The sequence below is a fragment of the Lysinibacillus sp. ACHW1.5 genome, from assembly GCF_022014815.1.
Classification (GTDB): Bacteria; Bacillota; Bacilli; order Bacillales_A; family Planococcaceae; genus Lysinibacillus; species Lysinibacillus capsici.
This window is the reverse complement of record NZ_CP091777.1, coordinates 3028846-3052816: the sequence shown is the minus strand read 5'-3', so window position 1 is coordinate 3052816 and position 23971 is coordinate 3028846. Positions and strand designations below refer to the sequence as shown.

The following is a 23971-nucleotide window of genomic DNA, read 5'->3' as shown; positions in this document are numbered from 1 at the left end:
AGAAATTTATTTTCGTTCTAATTAACATCCCCCCTCCATACGATATGGGGAGGAGGGTGTGACTTTGCTAAAAAAACTACAATGGTCATTTGGTATATTATTGTTCTTTTTCGTATTACCTGTCATTGCTGGGCAACTTCCGTTCAACAAGCAAGCATCGACTCCGATCAAACAATCAGAAGATAAGCAAGTCGTGTTTGCTGCTACCAATTTAGCTGAACAAAGTGTACTGGAACAAACGAAAGAACCTGAACCAGATCAAGCCCTAGACCCGGACCCATTTAAAGTGTTAGTGTTATTTACCCATACGCATGAAGCATATGAACCCATGGTGAAAGCAGTGAGTGGTAAGGTAGCGACTTCTCATGAAACGGTCAATATTATGAGCCTGAAGGATAAGATTGTGAATCATTTTAATGTAAATGGTTTAAAGACGGATGTTCTTGATGTAGATATTATGAAGAAATTACAAGAAGAGGGTAAAGGCTATCATGAATCTTATAATGTGATGAGGCCATATTTAAGTAAGCATTTAGAAACAAATAATTATGATTTAATAGTTGATTTACATCGTGACTCATTAAAACATGATCTTACAACGATCTCATATAATGGGGAAAATTATGCGAAAATCGCTATTGTTGTTGGGGCAGAGCATGCTAATTACCGCTGGAATACAGCCTATGCTGAAAGTTTATCATCCACACTAAATGCCATCGTTCCAAAAATTTCTAAAGGGGTTATTTCTAAAAGTGGTGATGGGGTTGATGGGCGATACAATCAGGATTTAGCAAAGCAAATGATGATTATTGAGATTGGTGGAATTGGTAATACTGAGGAAGAGGTTAATCGTACAATTGCTGTAATTGGTAAGGCCATATCAAAAGCGTTTGTCAATGATTCAACAAAATAGACCAATCATATTAAAAAGTGGGACTCTTGTGGGCTCACTTTTTTAATATTGTATGATAATAAAATTTCCAGAAATAATTCTCATTAATTGTCTTTCCATTGCTCCATTCTTGTCTTATAATTTTCAAGTTGGCTCGCGAATTTCATGATAAAACGTTAAGTGAAGGCATATGCAAATAAAGCAAACATACTTTTGAAGTATATCCCATTTTTGGAATGCCTTTTTAAGTCTATAGCAAAATATACATATGAATTTTTAGAAGATAAAAAGTGATAACGTTTCATTTTTCTCTCAAACTTTTATCGTATTTCAATCGTCAAACATATAAGTGAATAAGTAAAAATAATAGAGAGGGGATGGTTATTAATCAAAAGGTTCTATTACGTGACAACAGGTTTTATCTTGATACGGAAGGGAATACCTTCAAAAAGCGCTACTCCCTAACATCATTTATCCGAAGCCGTGTGCGGTTATTACAGATTGTGACAGCGCTTTTAGATTGACTTCTCATTGTACAGCTAGAAAAAACCAACACATTATACCGAAACGAAATTGAGAGATTATTGAAGGAAGGAATAGTATGTCAGGCAAGTCATTAAATCATCGTTATATTCCTGGACTAGACGGGATTCGAGCATTGGCTGTATTAGCAGTTATTGCTTATCATTTTAACTTCAGTTGGGCTAGAGGTGGCTTTTTAGGAGTAGATATCTTCTTTGTATTATCGGGCTATTTAATCACCTCTACCATCTTACCTTTAAAGGGCAATCAATTAACAGTCAGCCTAAAGAAATTTTGGGTGGGACGATTTAGAAGGCTACTACCAGCTGCCTACGTTATGATTGTTACATCATTTGTTTGGGCAATGCTCTTTCATAAAGAGCTTCTCCATACTTTGCGCGGGGATGCATTGTCCTCCATTTTTTATTCAAGTAATTGGTGGTTCATTTTTCATAAACTCTCTTATTTTGATAGTTTCGGTTCTCCATCACCTTTAAAAAACCTATGGTCATTAGCTATTGAAGAACAATTTTACTTGATTTGGCCATTGCTCTTAATGATTGGACTTTTTGTTGTTAAAAAACAAAATAAACTAGCAAATATCGTCTTTTGTGGTGCCCTTTGTTCAGCATTCGTAATGGCATTACTCTATCAGCCAGGCGCTGATCCTAGTCGTGTTTATTATGGAACGGACACACGTTGTTTTGAATTATTAATAGGCTGTTGGCTAGCACTTGTTTGGCCAATGAAACGACTATCTTCTCAAAAATTATCAGCGAACCATGTGAAGAAACTAAATACGATGAGTTTCATGGCACTTACTATTTTTTTAGTAAGCATAGTGTATGTGGATGAATATCAATCCTTTCTTTATAGAGGAGGCATGTTTTTATTTTGCTTGAATGCTGCCGTTTTGATTGCATGTATTTCTCATCCAGTCAGCATACTAGGAAAAATATTAGCATGGAAGCCATTATGTTGGATAGGCTCTCGTTCCTACGGCATTTATCTATGGCATTATCCTGTCATGGTTTTAGGGACACCCATTCATGAAATTGGTAATCCCTCCTATTGGCGAATATTCCTGCAGCTTTTACTAATCCTAATGATTGCAGAGCTATCCTATCGCTTCATTGAGATGCCCATCCGAAAAGAAGGGTTCAGAGTCTATTGTCAAAAATATCTGATTTGTAATAAAAATAAGTGGGGAAGCCTTACTTTTCCACGAAAAATATCAACGGTTATGGTTCCTCTTTTCCTGCTTGTATTTTTCACAGGCATGACAGGTGTAGTGGGTGAAAGTCAGCAACACCCATCTAAAACGCTGCCAACAACGATAAAAATTAATGGCGAAGAGCCTACAGCCAATCTGAACAAGCAGGACAAACAAGCTGAAGCCTCCACTGACAAGCCTTCTCAAAGTAAGGATGAGGGAGGAGAGGATGTTCAGGAGATAGAAACACCTAAACAAGAAGAAAATAACACCATTATAGAGCCTGAAAAGGATGAGTTTTATCGTGGCATACTAGCCATTGGCGATTCCTTAATGATTGATATTGCCCCGAGCTTACATACTATGTATCCGACTATTACAATCGATGGAAAAATAGGCCGTCAAGTTTCGCAAGCTGTAAAACTTGCCCCAAATTATGCAAGTTTTAATCAACCTAATCATGCCGTCATTCTACAATTGGGGACAAATGGTTATTTTACGACTGACCAAATGGATGCCCTCCTTGAAGCTTTTTCAAATGCCGATATTTATTTAGTGAATACACGTGTGCCGCGATCTTGGGAAGCAAAGGTGAATGAAGCTTTACTGCAAAAAGCACAGGAACATGAGCGAATAACACTAATTGACTGGCATGCAGCAGCCATCAATCACCCTGAATACTTTGCCCCTGACGGTGTACATTTAGAGAAAAAAGGGGTAGAAGTTTTAACAAAGCTCATTCAACAATCCTTAAACAAATAAAATAAAAAAGTCAGTATACACAGTTTTGTCTGCGTAGCTGACTTTTTCTATATCTGACATCTTTCTTGGAGTGTTACTATTTCAAAAAAATTGACCTTAAGACTATTTGCTCGGCCTATTTACTCTATTGGTTGTTGATCCTGTATAGTAAGCTTAACTAATTGATCGGTCCCTTGAGTACGAGGAAAATAGTTCAATATCCATTCTTTCTTTTTAGGATCATAGTTTATGTTTGTAATGATGGGATTGTGTTCAAGTTTTTTGGCTACATGGATGATGATATCTTTTGGAGAAAGCGTACTTTTTACGGTGGAGGGTAAAACCTCAATCTTCTCTGTATTTGTTTGACCAGGGTAAGATTCATCAATCGTATCTGCCCATACTTTGACATAATCCCCTATCTCTAACGTTTTGGTTGTTGTTACCCAAAGTGCATCTACAAATTGTGTGTTGGAATCATTTGAAGGGACAGGTTCATTGCTTACAACGAGGAACCTGCTTTCTTGAGTGGCTGTCACATATCCTTCAATTGTTGCCGCCTCTTTATTGTTTACATGGTCTTTTGGTGTGCCACATCCAACTAAGACAAGAAGCACCAACCATCCTACTATGAATTTTTTCAACCGAATCCCTCCTCTTGGCAAGTAGACGCATTTCCATCTATATTGTCACACATCGTGTGCTACCGTAGCAGATTTCTCTGTATTTACATCCTTAATACTGTAAAATTTAAAAACGATGTGAAACACTGAAAGTATTGATATTATAGGCTTTCAAGTCTAGTTGCTGTTGTACTTTGCGTAACGTTCATAGTATAATTCATTATAGTTTAATTAGGAGTGGAAAAGATGAACCGAGAAGCACGTTTAAAACGACAAGAGAATATACGAAATTTCTCTATTATTGCACATATTGACCATGGGAAATCAACGCTTGCTGACCGTATTTTAGAGCAAACAAAATCTTTAACTTCCCGTGAGATGAAGGCACAGCTCCTCGACTCAATGGATTTAGAGCGTGAGCGAGGCATTACAATTAAGTTAAATGCAGTTCAATTAAAGTACGAAGCAAAAGACGGCGAAGTGTATACATTCCATTTAATCGACACACCAGGACACGTCGATTTCACATATGAAGTATCACGTAGTTTAGCTGCTTGTGAGGGTGCCATTTTAGTTGTGGACGCAGCACAAGGGATTGAAGCACAAACACTAGCAAATGTTTACTTAGCACTTGACAATGACTTAGAAATTTTACCTGTAATCAATAAAATTGATTTACCTGCAGCTGACCCTGAACGTGTACGTCAAGAAGTAGAAGACGTTATTGGATTAGATGCCTCTGAAGCAGTTTTAGCTTCTGCAAAAGCAGGTATTGGTATCGAGGATATTTTAGAGCAAATCGTAGAGAAGGTACCTGCACCAACTGGTGATCCAGATGCTCCACTACAAGCTTTAATTTTTGACTCTGTTTACGATGCTTATAAAGGTGTTATCATTTCGATTCGTGTCATTAATGGTACTGTCAAGCCTGGCGATAAAATTCGCATGATGGCAACCGGTGCGGAATTCGAAGTTATTGAAGTTGGGGTACATACACCAAAAGTTGTGCCACAGGCTGAATTAACAGTGGGGGATGTAGGGTATTTAACTGCATCTATCAAAAATGTAGGAGACACACGTGTAGGGGATACTGTAACCTATGCAAATCGACCTGCAGCTGAGCCATTAGCTGGTTATCGCCGTTTGAACCCAATGGTCTACTGTGGTTTGTATCCAATTGATACAGCCAAGTACAACGATTTACGTGAAGCGTTAGAAAAGCTAGAGTTAAATGATTCTGCTCTACAATATGAGCCAGAGACATCGCAAGCACTTGGTTTTGGTTTCCGCTGTGGATTCTTAGGATTACTACATATGGAAATTATTCAGGAGCGTATTGAGCGTGAATTTAATATCGACTTAATTACAACAGCACCTTCCGTAATTTACAACGTTCATATGACAGATGGTACCGAGCTTAAAGTTGATAATCCATCCTTTATGCCAGACCCACAAAAAATCGATCGTGTCGAGGAACCATATGTGAAAGCAACCATCATGGTACCAAATGATTATGTGGGAGCGGTTATGGAACTTTGTCAAATGAAGCGTGGTAATTTCATGACAATGGATTATATTGATACGTCGCGCGTAAGTATTATTTATGAAATGCCATTATCAGAAATTGTCTATGATTTCTTTGACTATTTAAAATCAAATACAAAGGGCTATGCATCATTCGACTATGAACTTATTGGTTACCAGCCATCGAAATTAGTAAAAATGGATATTTTATTAAATGGTGAGCAAGTCGATGCACTAAGCTTTATCGTACACCGTGACTTTGCCTACGATCGAGGCAAAATCATCGTAGAAAAATTAAAAGAATTAATTCCACGCCAACAATTTGAAGTACCAATTCAAGCAGCAGTTGGACAAAAAATCGTGGCGCGTTCAACAATTAAAGCCATCCGTAAAAACGTATTAGCGAAATGTTACGGGGGAGATATTTCTCGTAAACGAAAGCTTCTTGATAAACAAAAAGAAGGTAAAAAACGTATGAAACAAGTAGGCTCAGTCGAAGTCCCTCAAGAGGCATTCATGGCTGTGCTGAAAATGGATGATTCGAAGTAAGTTTGATATAATCAGGGTTTATAAGGATTTAAGCAAATAGTCTTGTATCAGGTGGGTGGAGATTGCCACCATTTGCCACCGCATTGAAATTGTGCAAGCAATTTAAAAATCTTTAGCGATGGCATCAAAAATATAGGCAGCATCTCTTGCCATCTTCTGTGTTAAATGGACATAGCGGTCTTCAGTAATTGCTGATCTGCTATGTCCTAATCTTTTTGACTTGTTTTTATTGGTTGTCCATTTTCAGTTAGCATCGTTAATAATAATGCCGAGATACTCGTATTTATTGAGTAACTGGGTATTTGGCTACTATCAGCTGCTTTTTTTTCAGATAGTTGGCTAATTTACAGTGAATCTTTTCACAGAGTCTCGAATCTCCTACTTTTAATTAAGTTATCTTCTCCTTACTCTTTTTCTTTTCTCTTCAATTTTTCTGAATAATAAATAAACTATTGTAATTATAAGATAAAGTATGACAAAATTTGATATCACATTATTATCACTTTTACTGGCTATATATACATATACCCCTACTACCACCGCTAAAATTAATGGCTTATATATTGAATTCATAATCAATCCACCTTTTCTTAGTGTTAGAAATAATTCACAATATTCTCTTGGAATATATAGTTTATAATATTAAAATTTTAAATGTTAATCTATAATTAATTATCATATATGGAAATATTTATTTAAATTAATTATTTATGAGGTATTATTAAACTAAAAGAGATTAATTAAGAAGTATAATATTTGTGAAAAATCATAGAGAGGGGGAGTTTAATTTAAATGAGAAACGTGTACTTGTTATTTGCGATTATCGGCACAGTATTCCCGTATTATTTTTTGGTGCAATTCTTGAACAAAAACGGATTTGATTTAGGGTTATTAGTAGATTTATTATTTGCAAACTCGATATCGACCTTCTTCGCTGTTGACTTTTTTATTTCATGCTTTGTTTTTATAATCTTTATGTTTAATGAGTCAAGAAAGTATAACATTAAAGAAAAGTGGATATGTCTATTAACTTTGTTTACAGTTGGTTTATCGCTGGCATTACCGTTATTTTTGTTTTTTAGAGAGCCATACATAAAGAAAGAAGTGTTGTTAAACTCCAATGAAAGAACGTGAAAATCTTCCATTTTCTTTGGTGTAGTATCTATTTTGTGTTACATGGATGGAAAACGGGGCAGGTTAGATGAACAAGCTTAAATAATTCTACAGTCCTTATTTAGATAGAGATTCCATTAATGAGAGGGAGAAAATGAGTAATTTCAGAGGGATAATCTTAGAAGCTATTCGAATGCTGGAAAAAGAACGATTCAAGCTAAAAAACAATTAGTAAAGCTACTATTTGAACGCATAAATAACCAATTAAATATTTCACCTCAAGATGTTGAAATTACAATTTTTGAAACGCCTAAACATAATTGGGGAATAAGAGGGTTACCTGGGGATGAATTAGCACTTAATTACAAAGTAAATATTTGATATAAAGCCGCTATTTTTTTAGAGTTAATTCGACTATGTGAAATGTGCTCTGTCTTATTAATTATCTGACCACTAAAAATCGGTAAATGAAGAACCTATAAGGACTAAAATAATCTACATAACTTTATTTAATGAATGATTCTAAATAATGCTTGAAGCAATGGGTTTGTCGCTATTCATAATTTATTTACTATTTTTAGGGAGGAGAAAATTGTATGAGTTATATCATAGACATTTCACATCATCAAGGAGATATTGATTGGTCTGAAGCGGTTAAAGATGTTGATTTGGCTATCATCCGCACACAATATGGTACAAGCACAATTGACCGTAAATACGTTCAAAATATAGAAGCATGTATTAAGTACAAGGTACCTTTTGGTGTTTATATTTATGTTACCTTTAAAAATGGTACTGAGGCATTGGAACAAGCAAAAGACTTCTATAACAGAGCAAAAAACTATAATCCGCTATTTTATGTTGTAGATATCGAAGAAAGCTTTGGTGCTAGTGTCCAAAATATCGTACAAGGCACACAGGTGTTTATTGATTATTTAAAAAGTAAGACTGTAAAAGTCGGGCTATATACAGGCCATCATTTTTACAAACCTTATCTGATGGATACCGTTAAAAATTATGATTTCCTGTGGATTCCTCGCTATAGTGGCTCTAGCTCACCGGGACTAAAGCCAAACTTTGCTTGTGACTTATGGCAGTACACAGACAAAGGGATTGTAGCAGGTATTAAAGGAACTGTAGATTTAAACCAATTAAATGGATCTAAGTCTTTATCCTGGTTCACAGATACTGATAAGAAGAAGGAAATAGCATTTTCTCAGTATGAAGAATTAAAGAAAGAAAATAAACAACTAAAACAGGAACTTACTGAAATGAAAGAGTTATTAGTTGGGATAAAATCAAATGCTAGGGTATCACCAGCACATAAAGAAGATTGGGAGTGGGCCATTGAAGAGGGAGTTATACGAGGCGATGGCAAGTGTATGAATCCTACAGATACACTCACAAGACAACAAATGGCAACGATGCTCAAACGGTTCTATGATAAATTTATTAAATAATAGCATTGTCTCGCCCATAAGTACCTGAGAACTAGCAGCAAAATATTTAGCCTAATATTGAGTGTATTCGTCATAAAAGGAATCACTATTTATAGTGATTCCTTTTATAGTGGGACCAACCTGTTTGAAATTTAGTGAAACAATAGGAAAAACTTGGCTAATAAAAAAATGGGGACTCCTACAATTATTACGCCTGCAAAGAAATAACAAAACAACATAAAAACATCGAAAACCGCACCAGCTAAATCATCAATGAATTTTAACATTTCATTCCCCTCCAAACATAATAAGTATTAGCATTTATAATCTCTTTATTGCTTACCAATCATCATACTGATCTAAAGTCTTTTTTAGAGTCTTATCCCACATATCGAGAGTCCCGTAAATTGTTATTAGGATATTTTCATCAGATGGTAACACTTGAAAGCTAAGTGGAAATCATACTGAATATTCATTGTAATTTGTCATACCCTAAACCACGAAGCTTGTGTGTATCTCCTAATAACGACCCTGTAAATCTTTTGGAAAGTGTTTTATATTGTATGCATAAAGCATGTTATTGACTAAAGATTTGTTTTTTACATAAAGTTCTTGTGTAATCGGATAGAGCATTTTTTACTTCTATATTCGAAATGGTAGTGTTCGTTTCCATATCATATGGTGACTATTTGCTCCCCAATAGTTTTCAAGGATAAAATCAGGCTGTCCAAATTTCTTCTGCCAGATCATTTGCGCTTGTTTATATCCACTATCTAAACAAAAACTAGGAACCCTTCGATTTTCTAACGTTAGGAGCATTTTCTGTAGTAGTATGGTGCCGATCCCACGATTTTGATAGTCAGGATGAACAAAAAGGGTACCGATTTCTAGACAATTGAATAGTTCTTCTTTGATCGTTTGTTGAATGATTTCGTTGGCTTCACCGCATTCGATAGTACCTATTATGTCATGGGTTTCTTCATTTAAAGCTAACCAGAAAAATCTTTTTTTGCCCTGGCTTTCTAAGTCCATTGCTACATACTGTTTTTTCGTTTCCCATTCATCCTGTTGATCGTCCACTAGCTCGGCAATCCCTTCTTTTTTATAAGTATCCCGAATGACAAGATCAAAGAATTCGTGTAACGCCTGGATGTCCGACTGTTCTGGACGTCTAATAAGTAATTTCATGATTGCTTGCTCCTTATAATGGATGTCGTTGGTGGTTTAGTAGGGATCGAGCTCGATGCACATCCACATCTAGTAAGTCATTTATATCTTGCTGTACTGCGGTCAATCGATCAAGTGCCAGCTGTAACCAATGATCGGAGGCATCATATTTTTCAGCGTGCCATAGCAACTCTCCATAACAAATGGCAGCACGAATAAATGTGATATGGTCATTCAGCAGATTTGCCAAATGGGTGGCTTGTTTGAGACATGCTTCCCCTTGTTTTACCTTGCCATAATCTAAATAGCGAAGTGCTTTCAAAAATTCCGTGTTGGCTTGCTGTATTATCTGTTCATTCGTATGTTGCATGACAGATCGCTCCCATCCGTTATTTTTGTTCACGTTATGCATACTACCAGTCTATTTTAATGATTATAACATGTTCCCCTTATTTGGTTAATGATGGGGTATGTTAAAATGCAAGAAAGACACTTGGTCATCAAAAGGAGAGAATTCCATTGAAAGATTCAGAAAAGAAACTCGATGCAGTATTACAGCAAATGCATGATTTTATTGATGAGCTTCAGGAGCGGGAGTCAGCCTATCCCATGGTTTTTTATCATCAATCAGAAGAGGATATTAGCCAATTTGTGGATGGTGGGTGGTCATTGCCAGCAGAGTATGTTTATTTTTTGAGACATTATGTTGTTGAAAGGGTTACATGGGCTACAGGTGATTATATTAATCTAAATATCTATGGCGCAAGAGATTTAATACGTGGGCAGGAGGGCTATAATTATAATCCGGTGACAGATGAGATGATTGAGGATTGGCCACATGATTATTTAGTCATTGCCACAGATGAAGGCGATCCCTATTGTCTGGATCTATCAAGAGGTGATACGGCTGTTTTTACCGCTCTTCATGGGACAGGCAGTTGGCATTTTTCCATGGCTTATGACAATTTAATTTTGTTCCTTGAAAGTGTACTGATTCCACCTGGTTTAGAAGACATGTTGCCTGAAGAAAGTTCTGTAGCGTACTATGAACTAACTATTACTGGGGACGGAAAAGATAAACTAAAGACATTATTGTTGCTAAAAAAATTATTATCTTATGATTATTCACAAGCGAGAAGGGCTTTAGAACAGCCCCCGCTAGTAATTTATAGGGGAGTTGAAGCAGGTGCCTTAAAGTTAGAAGCCGAGTTACAGGCTATCCGTGCAGATTTTCAAAAAAGGAAAATTAGCCTAGCTGAATTTATTGAATGAGGGAAATTAACAAGAATGATGGATATCCCTCCTCTAAAGCAGGAAAGGAGGTGTAAGGATGAAAATTAACAAAGCATTAGCACAACACTATCAATGGGGTGCACAGTGAGATGGCTGGCATCTTGTTCAAAATAAGGAGCTTAGTGTGATACATGAGCGAATGTCTGCGCAAACAGCTGAGGTAAATCACTATCACCATCATGCACAGCAGTTTTTCTTTGTTCTTTCAGGCACAGCTACAATAGAACTGAATGATCAAAGAATTGAGTTAAAGCAGCATGACGGAATTGAAGTACCTCCACATGTACCACATCAAATGCGAAACGATTCACAAGAAGATGTAGAATTCCTCGTGATATCGCAGCCAAATAGCAGGGGAGACCGAGAGCGGCTTTAACTACACGAAAGTAAACTTCATTCTTTTGCATGAAGCCATTCTTATCAGCTGCTTGTATAGTAGGGAGGGTAAAGGGGTGCTTAAAGATGAAGATTACGAAGGTAAAATTATATGCCTATGATATGCAAAAAATGGAGCAGTTTTATGTTGATTTGTTAGGCTTTACTTTGTTAGAAAGAACAGCTGACTATTTTACAATAGCCATGGGGGAAAGCAGGATGACATTTGAAAAGTTGTCTTCTAAAATGCCAAAGCAGTATCATTTTGCATTAAATATTCCTAGTAACTTATTTCAACAGGCAAAGATTTGGGCAGAAGAGCATGTAGGCTTGCTGGATTCAGAGGGGCAGGATGAAGTCTATTTTGAGTTTTTAAAAGCATATGCATGCTATTTCTACGATCCAGAAGGCAATATAGTGGAGCTTATTTCAAGACAGGAAATAAATCCAAAACATGCTGAAGTTAATTTTTCTGTAGAGCAAGTGTTACATATTGGAGAAATCAATTTAACGTCAGATGACATTCAAACAATTGCTGAAAAATTAAAGAAATATGCTATAAACCCTATAGCAAACAAGGAAATTCAACTGGATGGCCTTAATTTTCTAGGAAACTATGAAGACGGAGCCAATATCCTATTAGGACCGAGAGGACGTCTGTGGTATTTTTCTGATAAGAAAGCAGTTATCAGTCCAATTAGTATTGAAATAGACGAAGCTTTACAATTAAATATGGATGAAAAAGGTCAATTAACGCTTCTGCAACTTTAATATCATAAACTTATTGTTGATTAAATATATATTTTTTTGTATATTTATTCAAAATAAGGAGGGTGTTATATGTATATAATCAAAGAAACAAATCCGACGATAGACTCGTATAAAGCATTGCACCAAACAACTGGCTGGAATGCAAAAGGGCAGTATACGTATGAACAATTATACAAGGCTATTTGTAATAGCTGGTTCAGTACATCTATATATGATGAAGGCAATCTAATTGGCTATGGACGTATTATCTCTGATGGTATCTATCAAACATTTATCTGTGATGTGATGGTGCACCCTGATTATCAAAGAAAAGGAGTTGGCACAATGGTGATGGATGCTCTTTTAGAGCAATGTCAGAAAGAAAATATAAAATGGGTTCAATTATTTTGTGCCAAAGGTAAACAACCTTTCTACCAGAAGCTTGGCTTTAAGGAACGTGAAATAGATGCTCCTGGTATGATGTTGTTTTATACGGAATGAATAAAGGAGCTAGAATCGTTGAAAGCAAAATGCCTAAAAATTTATGAATTTGGAAATCCGCAAGAGGTTGTAAGGCTAGAGAATAAAACAATCGAGCCTCCTCAAGGTCAAGAAATTCTTGTTCGCATGCTAGCCAGACCGATTAATCCCTCAGATTTAATCCCAATATGGGGGAAATATGCTCATAGAATCACTTTACCAACTATCCCTGGCTATGAGGGAGTAGGAATAATAGAAGCTGTTGGACCGCTTGTTTCACCAAAGATTATTGGTCAGCGCGTATTACCGTTAAGGGGGGAGGGAACTTGGCAGGAAGTAGTGAAAACGCAAGCAGATTTTGCAGTGACTATTCCTGACACGATGGATGATTTTACAGCAGCACAAATGTATATTAATCCAATTACAGCCTTCGTAACATGCTCAGAGGTACTTAATTTACAAGCAAACGATGTCTTATTAGTAAATGCTTGTGGTTCTGCCATTGGACATCTTTATGCTCAACTTGCGAAATTGCTAGGCTATCGACTTATTGCAGTGACACGAAATAATCAGCATACTGAAGAATTACTGCAACTTGGGGCAGCATTTGTCATTGATACCTCTCAAATGCCACTTTACGAAACCGTTATGGCATTAACAGATGGTAAGGGAGCAGATGCAGCAATTGATTCGATTGGTGGAGAGGCTGGCAATCAGCTTGCCTTCTGCGTAAAGCCCGAGGGTATTTTTTTAGCTATTGGCCTTTTATCGGGTATTCAGGTAAATTGGACAAACATTGTGAAGGAAGCAAAGGTACAAGCGAGGATGTTTCATTTACGCCATTGGCAACGTCAGACGTCAATTGAAAAATGGCAACAAACGATGCAACAGCTTATATACCTTGTACAGGATGGCTCCTTAAAAATGATGAATGTACATGCTCATTATCCATTATTGGATATCCATAAGGCGATCGATGCTGTTGAGGGAACTAAAAAAGGAAAAGTATTTTTAACGAATGTTGATTAAATAACATACTACCGTCGTAGTTGAGCTACTACGTGTAGTATGTTTTTTTATAGGGACATGAGTGTTTTTAGATCTGGAGAAAATAGTTCATACATTGTCCTGCTCCAAAAAGTGAGCAAGTCGCTCAAAAGAAGTGAGCCTCCGCCCAGATTAAAGAATTCACTAGCAATAGTAGTAACATATCTTTAAAACTAACTAAATTAGTAATTTGAGGTAATAAAGAGGTATGATTAGGCTAGGTGTTTTGAAATAAAGGAGTACAGATGATGAAGAAGATCAATCAACTAAAAAAGTCAATACAACGACTGAGTGAAGCTGATGCAAAGAAGATGCTGCTTTTAACTTTAATAAATGAACAGTCAAGAGACAGCATGTTACAGTTTTTATTACAACAAGCCGAGGAGCGGGATCCTTCAAAGGTACAAACGGTGCATATTGTATTCGGTCATTCACCTGGGGGGAGCTTGAAAGCAGCCTTTCGTAATCCTGACTATGCTAAGTCCGAGGAGATTATTGTTGTGCCAGGTAATTTTTCTGTTGGTCCTTTGAAAGATGTACATACACGGGACGGAATTGAAGCTCGTTTTCAATGGTTGGAACAGCGCTATTTAATAGAAGACGATGGATTGATGATAGGTGAGCGGGAGATGAAGGAAGCAATAGATAAAATTAAAAATATTCCCCCTCATCAGGATATAATCGTTTGGACTTGTCAAAATGCTCATGAGCAAATAGGACTTCGACTCGTTTTGGCGATGCTCAAACAGAAAACAAATGATATCTATGTATTAGATACTTTTCAGTTATTTCATGAGTTGTATACTTTACCACAGTTAGCAGAGGATCATTATCCAAGATCAACTGGTGAAGTCAGAGCAGAGGATTTATGTTATTTTTATGAGCATTTCCAATCACGGCCATTAAAAGAGGCATTGAGGCACTCCCTATGCAAAGAAGGGCTAAATCTGTTAATGGATGATTACGATTGCATACATACCTGGAAATACCATGAACTTTGGGGCAATAACAACGAAGATAGAGAAGATGACTTGATCATTGCCTGTGCGAAACGTTTACAGGAAGAACAAGAGGAAATTCATTATCAAGTTGCAGCTAGGTTAATTGGAGAGGTAATGGGGCATATGGAGGAATTGAGAGAGGTTGAATGGATTGACTATCGTCTACGCCAATTAATTCAGCAAGGCATTTTTTCTTATCAAGGCGAGTTAAAGGGAATATTACACTATAAAGTAAAGTTAGCAGATGCAACGAACTATAATCCTTCATGATTTTTATGATATAATTTTTTTGATATAGACGGTTAGAAGGAGTGAGATCATTGTTAAAAACTGAAGTATTTGAACAATTAAAAACGGCAATGAGAGAAAAAGATACGTTAGCGAAGGGTGTATTATCCCTTTTAAAGTCAGCATTAGACTTAGCTGAAAAAGAAAAGGGAGAGGCTTTAACAGCTGACGAAGAAATAGCTATTATTAATCGAGAGGTCAAACAAACAAATCAAGCTTTAGAAGGTGCACAAACGGCAGGGCGAGCAGACCTGATTGAAAAAGAGGAAGCCAAATTGACACTTTTGAGATCATTTTTACCAAAGCAATTATCAGAAGAAGAAATTGCAGAGAAATTAGTGGCAGCTGGTGTTGGAAAAGGAATGAACATGGGAGAAGCGATGAAAATTGCAAAACCATTGCTGACAGGTCAGGCTGAAGGTGCCGTTATTTCAAAAGTTGTGAAGAGTATTATTGCATAAACTTCTACCACTACGGTAGAAGTTTTTTTATGGATGGAAAAATCCGCTATCTCATAATTAGGATAGCGGATTAGTTATATTTTATAACTTGAATTTTTGAATAATATTGCGAAGCTGTTGCGCCATTTCAGCTAAGTTGTTCGAAGAAGCGGTTATTTCTTCAATACTTGCGGATTGCTCCTCAGAGGCAGCTGCTACGTTTTGAATATTGCCTGAAGCTTGTACAGCTACAACCCCCACTTGTTCAACAGAACTAGCAATACTACTAACACCTTCATTGATATTGGACATCACGTTATTGACATGGTCCATTTCTCTCGTCAGTGCAGTGACTTGGGCATAGATTTCAGCAAATGCCTCTCCGGATGCATTGAATGTTGTGGAGCTTTCGGCAAGATTACTGCTACTGATAGCCATTGATTTGACGGCTTGTGAAGATTCCTCTTTAATCGTTTCAATGCGTGTTCGAATACTGTTAGTTGCCTCCAATGATTGATCGGCTAATTTACGGACTTCTTCCGCTACAACTGCAAAGCCTTTACCGTGTTCGCCTGCACGCGCTGCCTCAATCGAAGCATTTAATGCAAGTAAATTCGTTTGATCCGTAATCTGGGTAATCAATGTCACAATATCCCCAATTTCATTTGTGTATGTGCTTAAACGTTCTACTACAGCTGCTGACTCTTGAATAGCCTGAGATGTTACAGCCATTTTTTCAGTAGCATCTTGGATCGTTGTGTTGCCTTTTTCTGATATAGCAGATGCTTGGAATGCCTTATCTGTAACATCGGTTACACTTGTCACTACCTCTGACATTTTGTTTGAGATGGTTGTAATATGACTATCTACTTCTTCAATCGAAGAGGTCTGCTTTTCCGAACCCGCTGCAACCTCTTGCATAGAAGAGGTTATTTGCTGAATGGATGCACTTGTCTGTTCAGAGCTTGCTGTTAATTCCTCCGACATGGCGGCCACTTGTTCAGCATTTTGGGCGATTTGATGAATCAACGAGCGTAAATCTTCCGTCATATTTTCTATCCCTGAAGACAGCTGGGCAATTTCATTGGACCCTTTTATTTGGAGAGGTTCGACGGCTAAATCACCTTGTGCAACTTGACTGACATAGCGAGTCATTTTTTTGATTGGCTTCGTAATACCTACACTAATAAAGTAAGCAACGATCACGCCAAAAATAATAAATATAACTGTAAGAATAATACAGATCCATAGTGTTTCCGTTTGAAGTTCAGCGATGAAGGAGGCATCCATATCTAAACCGAAAATAATATCTGTATCTTTAAATGGGATAAAGATGGATTTGTGGATACCATACTCATCCTTATAAATATCACTTGTTTGTGTATTACCAGTAGCTACGGCTTCATGCATTTCTTCACTAAATACATAATCTTGCTGATGATTGTCGGTATTACTTAGAGCGACGATATGTTCCTTACCATTTGCTTTAGAAAGGATATAGGCGTTTTCAACATCATATTTTTTAACCGTTGCATTCAATTGATCTAAAAGCTTTTTGTATTTGTCAGGGCTACCATTATCCGCTGCCTTTACATCATTTTTCTCAATATCTTCAAAAATCGTTGTCGATGTAATCTCTAAAGTAGATTCAAATTGTTTAATAACAAAGTTGTCAATAATGCGGTAAGAAACGGCAAATAACACAATACTAAAGAGCAAGGAAATAATCGCTATTGGAATGGTGAAACTGGCTATATATTTATAGAGTAAAGAGCTCTTAAATTTAGTGACGATACGCAATGTGAGACGCCTCCAGTACTTTAAGCTTTTGCTGTAAGAATTGAATCATATCAGGAATATGCGCTGTCTCCGTATAAGGTGAAATTGAGAAGAATTTTGCCGCTGCAACTGGAACATGTTGTGTTGTATCACTTGTATGAACGGTGCAAACTCGTGTTGTGTCACCAAAGAATACTTCGTCTCGACCTTCTCCAATAATTTCAAAGAATGAAGCGTTGATGCCATTAATATGTTCAATTTGATCTTGTGTATAATGACCAGCTTGTTCAGCTTGCCAATTCAGCCCATCTGGATACAAACGGAAAGCTGTTACAGGACCGATATTCATTTCATTCACCACTTGTAACATTGGTGTTTTATCAGCTAATTGAGCACGGAACGCTAAATTCACTCGTACATAATTAGCTAATAGTTGTTGATAGCCCTCTTTGCCGAATGCCTGTAATGCAGCAAAAATTGCAATGGAGCTACCCATACGAGAGCATTCTAATGTATAGCCAGTATGATAAGAGCCATAGCCACGATTGCCTACATATGGCGTATCAAAGTCCTCAATATCTAGTAGCTGTAAACTTTTACCTTCCTTAATTAAGAATAGACTAGTTAAATAAGGTGTTTGTCCAAGCTTTTGGAAGTCAAAGCAAAGACTATCTGCAATGGCTAGATGTTGCATACGTTCATGGATTTGTGCTAATCCTTGTAAAACCTCTGCCTCGAATTGGAGTGGATTTTTATTAAAATCATAATCATTGAAGAAGGCATAAAAACCACCTAAAGCCGAATCAGCATGAATATGTACTGGTTGTAAGTTGTATTTCTTCTCAAGGGTTGTTGTGACTACTTTGATGGCTTGGACATCATCAATACCAAATTGATCAGTAGCACCTGTTGTCGCTACTACATAGACAGGAATACCGCCATTTTCGATGACTTCTGTCATACGTGCTCGTAAGTCCTCCACATCCATCGAATGATCTTTACCCGCTTTTACACGCACTAAATGTTTACTGCCGATACCCACTGCTTCTACTGATTTTAAAAGACTGTAATGGGCATTCTCTGAAGCAAAGCAATATAAATTAGTAGGAACACCATCTTCTTTTGCTTGTGGGAATTGTTTTGCAATGGCAAGACGAAGTCCACTGAAAACAGCACCTTGTCCACCCCATGTTGTGTAGCCAAAACTTTTTGTATAATCATAGCCTACTAATTTAGACATCATTGCGACTACTTTAACCTCACACTCAGCTGCAGCAGGACCATAAACATCCCATAAATTATTGCCATTCAATAGCGCATTTGTAAACTGTCCTAACACTCCAGGAATACTTGCCATTGGTAAAACATTTGTTACAAAATTACGTGTATGATAAGGGTGTCCTTGCATTAAATGTGTCAATTCTTTTACAACTTGATCTAGTCCAATCCCAGTTGTTGGCACTTGATGCTCTTGCATAAGCTCTTGATAAAAATTAGCAGATCGCTCTTTCATTGGACCAAGAGTTGTCTTATTTGGGTTCTTTAATTCATCTAATGAGGAAACAATTTTCTCTAATAGGGATAAAAAATTCTCTCTTTGTTGGATATTTCCATCTTCGCTCTGGAATAATTGTTGGATATTTTGCATATTCATCATCCTTTTATAGTTCATATTTCCTCTATTTTTACTTCCATAAAAATAGGACATTATACTAAAGGTATAATAGCATATTTTAGTAGAGATGGTGATTATATTTTACTGAAAAAATATTTATAGACATTTCTGAAAAATCTAAGTTTTATTGACAAATTCTAACTATGTTACTGTAGCTTGATTTTTAAAGAAATATCTTAAAATGAAAAAGGATGATGATATTATTATAAGAAAAACTTTAATAGCTATTACTTTTTATCTATTTGCCTAGTTAAAAGAAAAAATCTGCACAAAGAAAGTGCAGATTTTAAGAGTTCCTTATTTTGTGGTTTCAAAATTATAGACATGCTGTGCTTGTTTTTGAATCATTACTTGTGGTGTTAATTTTAATAACTTATTTCTCAGGCTAATTAAAAAACGATTATTCATCTGAGCCATTTTGCCAATATTCCATGATTGTTTAGAGATAGTATTTACTTTTTCTTTTCGATGGGCATTGTAGTTGGCAAATGCTTGAGTGATATTTTTAAGATATTCATAGTAAACTCGATGAAAGCTATGGAAGACAAAGAAAAAGAAAAAGAAAAAGATATTTTAAAAACAGCAATCAAGATGGATAAGATTTTAGACAATATGGAATATATAAATGTTCCTGTTAAATACAAAGACATTCACAAAGACATACAAGTAGGGGTTACAGATGCAAGAAAAGCAACAAAGCTTATTAAAGACGCTAGTAAAGAGGATAAACCGAATATGCAAGAAGCTGTACTAAAAAGTACTCCACATTTATCGGGTGTAGATGGGGAAAATTGGGATAATGCACTTTATGAGTTAAGTAAGGAAAATAAAGATGCTTATCTTAAAGCACTTGATAAAATAATGAAAGAACATGCGGAATAATATAGTACTATACAACAATTATAAAGGAATTATTTCGTAAAATTAGTTCTTCAACTAACAGGGTGCTTTAGTTCAATAAGAATTAAACAACTTTAAAGAGCCTTACTACACGCTAGAGTGTAGCAAGGCTCTTATATTTTTATAATAATATTAAACAATTTTATTATCGGTTTACCTTTTAAACGTCCATAGAAGGGGATTTTTAATTAACTATTAATGGATTAGACATACCATAACATGAGAACCTAAACAACTAGCACACGCAACAGCACCTACAACATTGCCACCAAATATTACTGACGCACATGCGGCACTACAAATTTGTTTTGTTAGTTCAGGGGCATCATACCAATAGTTTTTTAAGCATTCCCATGAATCACTCCAATAACCTGCTTTAGCACTATTGGTTGATAAAAGGGAAACTTCTGAATTTTCATCGAAATAAACTTGTTTATCAATTACTTTATTTGTACCTACTTCAAGAGTCATACCAAGCATGTCTTCATTGTTTAATGTTGCATAAGTAACATTGATTTCATTATTCTCTATATCTAAAGTTGATTTCATAATGATAAATTCGCCAACTTCACCAGTGGTTTTATCATAAGTAGTCAATAATCGAATATCAAAACTTTCATTGTTCTTTTTATAAGGAATCATCAAACCATCTTTATTCTTACCGTAATCCATATACTCAGTATTTTGCCAATCAAAGTCTTCTCTACTGTATTCACTATGTGTGAAATTCTCTGCAATATCTAAATCCTGTTTCACTTCATTTACAACTACTGAGTCATTAAGGAAACCATTCTTTTCAATTTGCAAAGGTGCTTGTTGTGAGCAACTATTACAATCAGTAGTGTCAGTAGTTTCATTTTTTTCTTTAGCTAAAGCACCTAAATTTACAGATAGGGGTTGAAATGCTAAAAACATAACCATTACAAAAAAGATCAATTTTTTCTTCATTTACTATTCCTCCTAAATTTAAATTTACTTTTTTTTGAAAAATTTGTACCACGGGGTACCTATAAAGAAAACAGCAAACAATAGGATAAGAAAATCATAGGTTTGTATCCCATCTGAAAAAAGGATAAGCAATACGGCTATAAATGCCAATACTCTAAGTAGGACTGATTTTTTCATTTAAGACCCCCATTCTTTTCTGATATTTCGGGAACGGTTGATATACAAAAACCATTCATGGAAAATTCTAATATAAAAAATATTTAATTACCATAAATATACCAATTATTTTATTTTCTTTTATACTACGAAGTATATTCTGTTCTACTAAATAGGTGTAACATTAGATATTATTTTTAAAATATATGTGATATATAATTTACATAAAGTAAACTATATTTTACTCCATATATATGGAGGTTAATATATGAAAAATCATGTAAAAATTGCACGTGTCAAAGCAGATTTGACACAACAACAATTAGCCGATGCAGTAGGAATATCAAGACAGACTGTACTACGGATAGAGAAGGGGAGTTTTAATCCATCCTTGAAGCTTTGTTTACTGATTTGCTATACAGTGAATGCGACATTGGATGAAATATTTTGGGTTAATCAAGGAGATTTTGAATAGAGATTCTAAATAACCTATTTTAATGTAGAAGGAGCAGAGGGAAATGAATGTAGAAACAACTTTGATAATGATGGAAGCTGAAAGACAACAGGCTCAGATTAAAGTGCTAGAACAAATTAAATTGGCAACATACGATAAAGTGATCGCCCAATTGGAGAAAATTTCGCAAGAATAAAAGAATTTAATTACAATTACAAAGGTTTAAAACAAAGACAAAATAAATCCGATTCCACTATAAGCTAGTTTCCTTTTCATTCACTGTGTCCCCTTTCATCCTAAAGATATATGGTTTTAATGTATGTTATCTGAAAAACAATATCAATGTTGTTACGTATTGAACGTCATTAGCTGTTTGAATACCGAAAAAATACTCATACTACAATCGAGGTGAGAGCATGTATAAATTATTATCACATAACGATTTAGACGGAGTAGGGTGTGGGATTTTAGCCAAGCTTGCTTTTAACGATGAGGTGAAGATACGCTACAATTCCATTACTGCACTTGATCGCGAAATCGAATTCTTTTTGGAGAATGAGCAACAGAAAACATTTTTGTTTATTACAGATCTTTCTCCAAATGAAGAGAATGAAAAAAGGATTCATGATTATTATCAGGCGACTGGTAATGTGCAATTGCTGGATCATCATAAGACAGCACTCCATTTCAATCAATATGAATGGGGAAAAGTATTAATTGAGGACGAGCAAGGCTTTTTAACGTCAGCTACATCTTTATATTATCAATACCTGGTTATCCATGGACTATTAGAAAAAACAGAAGCCGTTTCTGAATTTGTAGAGTTAGTAAGACAATACGATACATGGGAATGGGAAAAGAACGGCAATTTACAAGCGCAAAGATTAAATGCACTCTTTTTTCTAGTGTCTATTGAAGAGTTTGAAGAGAAGATGCTTGAGCGTTTAAAAACAAGTGATCACTTTGACTTCGATGATTTTGAAAAGAAAATTTTAAGCATGGAAGAAGAAAAAACAGAACGTTACATTCGGCGTAAGAAACGGGAACTTATTCAAACCACTTTGGGTGAATACTATGCTGGGGTTGTCTATGCAGAATCCTATCTTTCTGAACTTGGCAATGAATTGGGAAAGGAAAATCCGCATCTTGATTATATTGCGATGATTAATATGGGCAGTAAAAAGATATCCTTTCGAACAATCCATGATCATATTGATGTGTCAGCAATTGCTGCCAAATATGGTGGAGGTGGGCATCAAAAGGCTGCTGGCTGCTCATTAACGGTGGAAGCTTACAACCAGTATGTAGTGGCAACATTCCATATAGAGCCTATTCCAGAGGATGCTAAAAGAAATCGCTATAATGTAAAAGGGTCTACGTTTGGGAGTTTCTATAAAAATCAGCAAGATGAAATGTTCGTGCTTTCTTCAAACGATGAGGTTGATTGGATAATTGAAAAAAATAACATGCCACTGACACAATCCTTTGCGAGCTTTAATGAAGCAGAGTGGTTTTTAAAGCGAAATAAACAAGCATGGCTAGTAAGAGATGATCTCTTTGTGGACTATTTAATGCGTGAAGTCAATAAAGTTCGTCATCTACATAAAGGGATGTAAATCCTTTTATACATAATGAATCTTCAACATAGAAGGTTATATAATGCATGATTGAGCACTACAATGAATCATAACGATTTTTATAAAAATGAGGTGTACGGTTGTCCAATGATATGATTCGAGTTGTGGATTTGGATAAGGAAAATCGGAGAAGTAAGAAATGGCTTATTATTGTGATCCTTTTATTAATGATTGCTAGTGGATCGACGCTGTATTTGTGGTGGGATCAGGATGTGAATTTTGAAGCCTATAAAACGGATGTGGGGAAAACAGCTAGCAATAGCTTAGGACGGTTAACATTAAATGAAGTGATTATAGATGACAATCAAATTTTACTGAATGCAACTTTCGAACCTGGAAAAGAGTTTAAGCCAGACCATCAAGTGTTTTTCTTTCCGCAAATTCTCGTCAATGGTCAAGATTATATGGTTCGTAATGGAGGACAGTCCATAGCAAAGTCTGCCAACGTCTATACGATATACAATAGTATTAAAATGGATGATTTTCCGACTGATGAACAATTAGAATTAGTTATTCGTTATAAAGATTGGAATGTTGAAACACCAATTGAGAAGCCATGGGAATTTCAGGTAGATGCTTCACAAGAGCAATTACAACAAGATCGTGAAATCTTTTCTATTGATAAAAAAGTGAAACATGTTGATCGGCAGGAAATAACTATTGATAAAGTTGTCTCCACACCTATTTCTACAACGATTTATTTTCATACTGAGGAAAGTGTTGTCAATGATGCGCTACACTTTAAAATCCAATCAAAATCTGGACAATCATGGACTTTTGCAACACCCTATCCATTAAATAAAGAGGGTACTAGGTGGGGAAGTCGTGTAGATGCACTCTATCTAACAGAAAAAAAATACACTTTAATTCCAATCAATAAAGAGGGTAGTAAAGTAGGTTCTGCAATTAAAATAAAGAGAGATGAATAATGAAGTAAATTTTACAAACTCTTAACCTAAAAAACA

22 protein-coding genes and 3 pseudogenes are annotated in these 23971 nt (G+C 35.9%); 18 read left to right on the top strand and 7 right to left on the bottom strand.

Going from position 1 to position 23971, the window contains the following annotated elements:
* The first annotated feature begins 58 nt into the window (after positions 1 to 58).
* Both spoIIP and L6W14_RS15210 read left to right on the top strand, forming a co-directional pair.
* Complete coding sequence (gene spoIIP, locus L6W14_RS15215; RefSeq protein WP_225340378.1) at positions 59 to 913, top strand: stage II sporulation protein P; 855 nt, start codon at positions 59 to 61, stop codon at positions 911 to 913.
* A 580-nt stretch (positions 914 to 1493) separates the two neighbouring features.
* Positions 1494 to 3389 (top strand): acyltransferase family protein, encoded by a 1896-nt coding sequence (locus tag L6W14_RS15210; RefSeq protein WP_237898276.1) that lies wholly within the window; start codon positions 1494 to 1496, stop codon positions 3387 to 3389.
* 119 nt (positions 3390 to 3508) lie between these two features.
* Here the strand turns inward: L6W14_RS15210 and L6W14_RS15205 are convergent, their stop codons facing one another.
* Entirely contained in the window at positions 3509 to 4012 is a 504-nt protein-coding gene (locus L6W14_RS15205) for a DUF3221 domain-containing protein (RefSeq protein ID WP_193767342.1), read from the bottom strand.
* Positions 4013 to 4237: 225 nt separating this feature from the next.
* On the opposite strand from L6W14_RS15205, the gene lepA reads away from it, so the two are divergent.
* From lepA to L6W14_RS15185, 4 genes and pseudogenes are all read left to right on the top strand, one after another.
* Positions 4238 to 6064, top strand: a complete 1827-nt coding sequence (gene lepA / locus L6W14_RS15200; RefSeq protein WP_004226914.1) for a translation elongation factor 4 — start codon at positions 4238 to 4240, stop codon at positions 6062 to 6064.
* Positions 6065 to 6856: 792 nt separating this feature from the next.
* Positions 6857 to 7198: a DUF2834 domain-containing protein gene (locus L6W14_RS15195; protein WP_131520529.1), complete on the top strand. Its 342-nt coding sequence runs from the start codon at positions 6857 to 6859 to the stop codon at positions 7196 to 7198.
* A 183-nt stretch (positions 7199 to 7381) separates the two neighbouring features.
* Positions 7382 to 7558 (top strand): annotated as a pseudogene (locus L6W14_RS15190) (tautomerase family protein); the annotation flags it as partial.
* Between the two features lie 215 nt (positions 7559 to 7773).
* Positions 7774 to 8637, top strand: coding sequence for a GH25 family lysozyme (locus L6W14_RS15185; protein ID WP_131520530.1), 864 nt, complete (start codon positions 7774 to 7776; stop codon positions 8635 to 8637).
* A 131-nt stretch (positions 8638 to 8768) separates the two neighbouring features.
* Here the strand turns inward: L6W14_RS15185 and L6W14_RS23085 are convergent, their stop codons facing one another.
* From L6W14_RS23085 to L6W14_RS15175, 3 genes are all read right to left on the bottom strand, one after another.
* On the bottom strand, positions 8769 to 8903 hold the full coding sequence (locus L6W14_RS23085) for a hypothetical protein (RefSeq protein ID WP_004226973.1): 135 nt from the start codon (positions 8901 to 8903) through the stop codon (positions 8769 to 8771).
* Positions 8904 to 9258: 355 nt separating this feature from the next.
* The gene (locus tag L6W14_RS15180; protein WP_131520531.1) at positions 9259 to 9804 is read right to left on the bottom strand and encodes a GNAT family N-acetyltransferase; all 546 of its coding nucleotides are present in this window, start codon (positions 9802 to 9804) and stop codon (positions 9259 to 9261) included.
* A gap of 13 nt (positions 9805 to 9817) precedes the next feature.
* Complete coding sequence (locus tag L6W14_RS15175) at positions 9818 to 10153, bottom strand: hypothetical protein (RefSeq protein ID WP_131520532.1); 336 nt, start codon at positions 10151 to 10153, stop codon at positions 9818 to 9820.
* Between the two features lie 149 nt (positions 10154 to 10302).
* Between L6W14_RS15175 and L6W14_RS15170 the strand changes: the two genes are divergently transcribed.
* The 7 genes and pseudogenes from L6W14_RS15170 to L6W14_RS15140 all read left to right on the top strand — a co-directional run bounded on the left by L6W14_RS15170 (position 10303) and on the right by L6W14_RS15140 (position 15478).
* Positions 10303 to 11055 carry an SMI1/KNR4 family protein gene (locus tag L6W14_RS15170; protein WP_131520533.1) on the top strand — a complete coding sequence of 251 codons (753 nt, stop codon included), beginning with the start codon at positions 10303 to 10305 and terminating at the stop codon, positions 11053 to 11055.
* Positions 11056 to 11113: 58 nt separating this feature from the next.
* Positions 11114 to 11452: pseudogene (locus L6W14_RS15165) on the top strand (cupin domain-containing protein).
* 86 nt (positions 11453 to 11538) lie between these two features.
* Positions 11539 to 12222, top strand: a complete 684-nt coding sequence (locus L6W14_RS15160) for a VOC family protein (protein WP_131520535.1) — start codon at positions 11539 to 11541, stop codon at positions 12220 to 12222.
* Between the two features lie 69 nt (positions 12223 to 12291).
* Positions 12292 to 12702, top strand: coding sequence for a GNAT family N-acetyltransferase (locus L6W14_RS15155; RefSeq protein ID WP_036076278.1), 411 nt, complete (start codon positions 12292 to 12294; stop codon positions 12700 to 12702).
* An 18-nt stretch (positions 12703 to 12720) separates the two neighbouring features.
* Positions 12721 to 13710: a zinc-dependent alcohol dehydrogenase family protein gene (locus L6W14_RS15150; RefSeq protein WP_131520536.1), complete on the top strand. Its 990-nt coding sequence runs from the start codon at positions 12721 to 12723 to the stop codon at positions 13708 to 13710.
* A gap of 266 nt (positions 13711 to 13976) precedes the next feature.
* Positions 13977 to 14999 (top strand): DUF1835 domain-containing protein, encoded by a 1023-nt coding sequence (locus L6W14_RS15145; RefSeq protein WP_237898275.1) that lies wholly within the window; start codon positions 13977 to 13979, stop codon positions 14997 to 14999.
* A gap of 50 nt (positions 15000 to 15049) precedes the next feature.
* Positions 15050 to 15478, top strand: a complete 429-nt coding sequence (locus tag L6W14_RS15140) for a GatB/YqeY domain-containing protein (protein ID WP_131520538.1) — start codon at positions 15050 to 15052, stop codon at positions 15476 to 15478.
* Positions 15479 to 15559: 81 nt separating this feature from the next.
* Here L6W14_RS15140 and L6W14_RS15135 read toward each other — a convergent pair whose 3' ends face one another.
* Together L6W14_RS15135 and L6W14_RS15130 are read right to left on the bottom strand one after the other, a co-directional pair.
* On the bottom strand, positions 15560 to 17257 hold the full coding sequence (locus L6W14_RS15135) for a methyl-accepting chemotaxis protein (protein WP_131520539.1): 1698 nt from the start codon (positions 17255 to 17257) through the stop codon (positions 15560 to 15562).
* The gene (locus L6W14_RS15130; protein WP_131520540.1) at positions 17241 to 18884 is read right to left on the bottom strand and encodes a pyridoxal phosphate-dependent decarboxylase family protein; all 1644 of its coding nucleotides are present in this window, start codon (positions 18882 to 18884) and stop codon (positions 17241 to 17243) included. Before L6W14_RS15130 ends, L6W14_RS15135 begins: the two co-directional genes overlap by 17 nt.
* Before the next feature lie 573 nt (positions 18885 to 19457).
* On the opposite strand from L6W14_RS15130, the pseudogene L6W14_RS15125 reads away from it, so the two are divergent.
* Positions 19458 to 19793, top strand: a pseudogene (locus L6W14_RS15125) (hypothetical protein); the annotation flags it as partial.
* 213 nt (positions 19794 to 20006) lie between these two features.
* Here L6W14_RS15125 and L6W14_RS15120 read toward each other — a convergent pair.
* Positions 20007 to 20759, bottom strand: coding sequence for a hypothetical protein (locus L6W14_RS15120; protein ID WP_227744900.1), 753 nt, complete (start codon positions 20757 to 20759; stop codon positions 20007 to 20009).
* Between the two features lie 424 nt (positions 20760 to 21183).
* Here L6W14_RS15120 and L6W14_RS15115 point away from each other — a divergent pair, with 424 nt between their 5' ends.
* The 4 genes from L6W14_RS15115 (at position 21184) to L6W14_RS15105 (ending at position 23935) form a co-directional block, all read left to right on the top strand.
* Positions 21184 to 21390 (top strand): helix-turn-helix transcriptional regulator, encoded by a 207-nt coding sequence (locus L6W14_RS15115; protein ID WP_054550090.1) that lies wholly within the window; start codon positions 21184 to 21186, stop codon positions 21388 to 21390.
* Between the two features lie 43 nt (positions 21391 to 21433).
* Positions 21434 to 21565, top strand: coding sequence for a hypothetical protein (locus tag L6W14_RS23080; RefSeq protein WP_255501587.1), 132 nt, complete (start codon positions 21434 to 21436; stop codon positions 21563 to 21565).
* 220 nt (positions 21566 to 21785) lie between these two features.
* Entirely contained in the window at positions 21786 to 22985 is a 1200-nt protein-coding gene (locus L6W14_RS15110; RefSeq protein ID WP_131520541.1) for a DHH family phosphoesterase, read from the top strand.
* Positions 22986 to 23086: 101 nt separating this feature from the next.
* Entirely contained in the window at positions 23087 to 23935 is an 849-nt protein-coding gene (locus L6W14_RS15105) for a DUF4179 domain-containing protein (RefSeq protein WP_131520542.1), read from the top strand.
* The last annotated feature ends 36 nt before the right edge of the window (positions 23936 to 23971 follow it).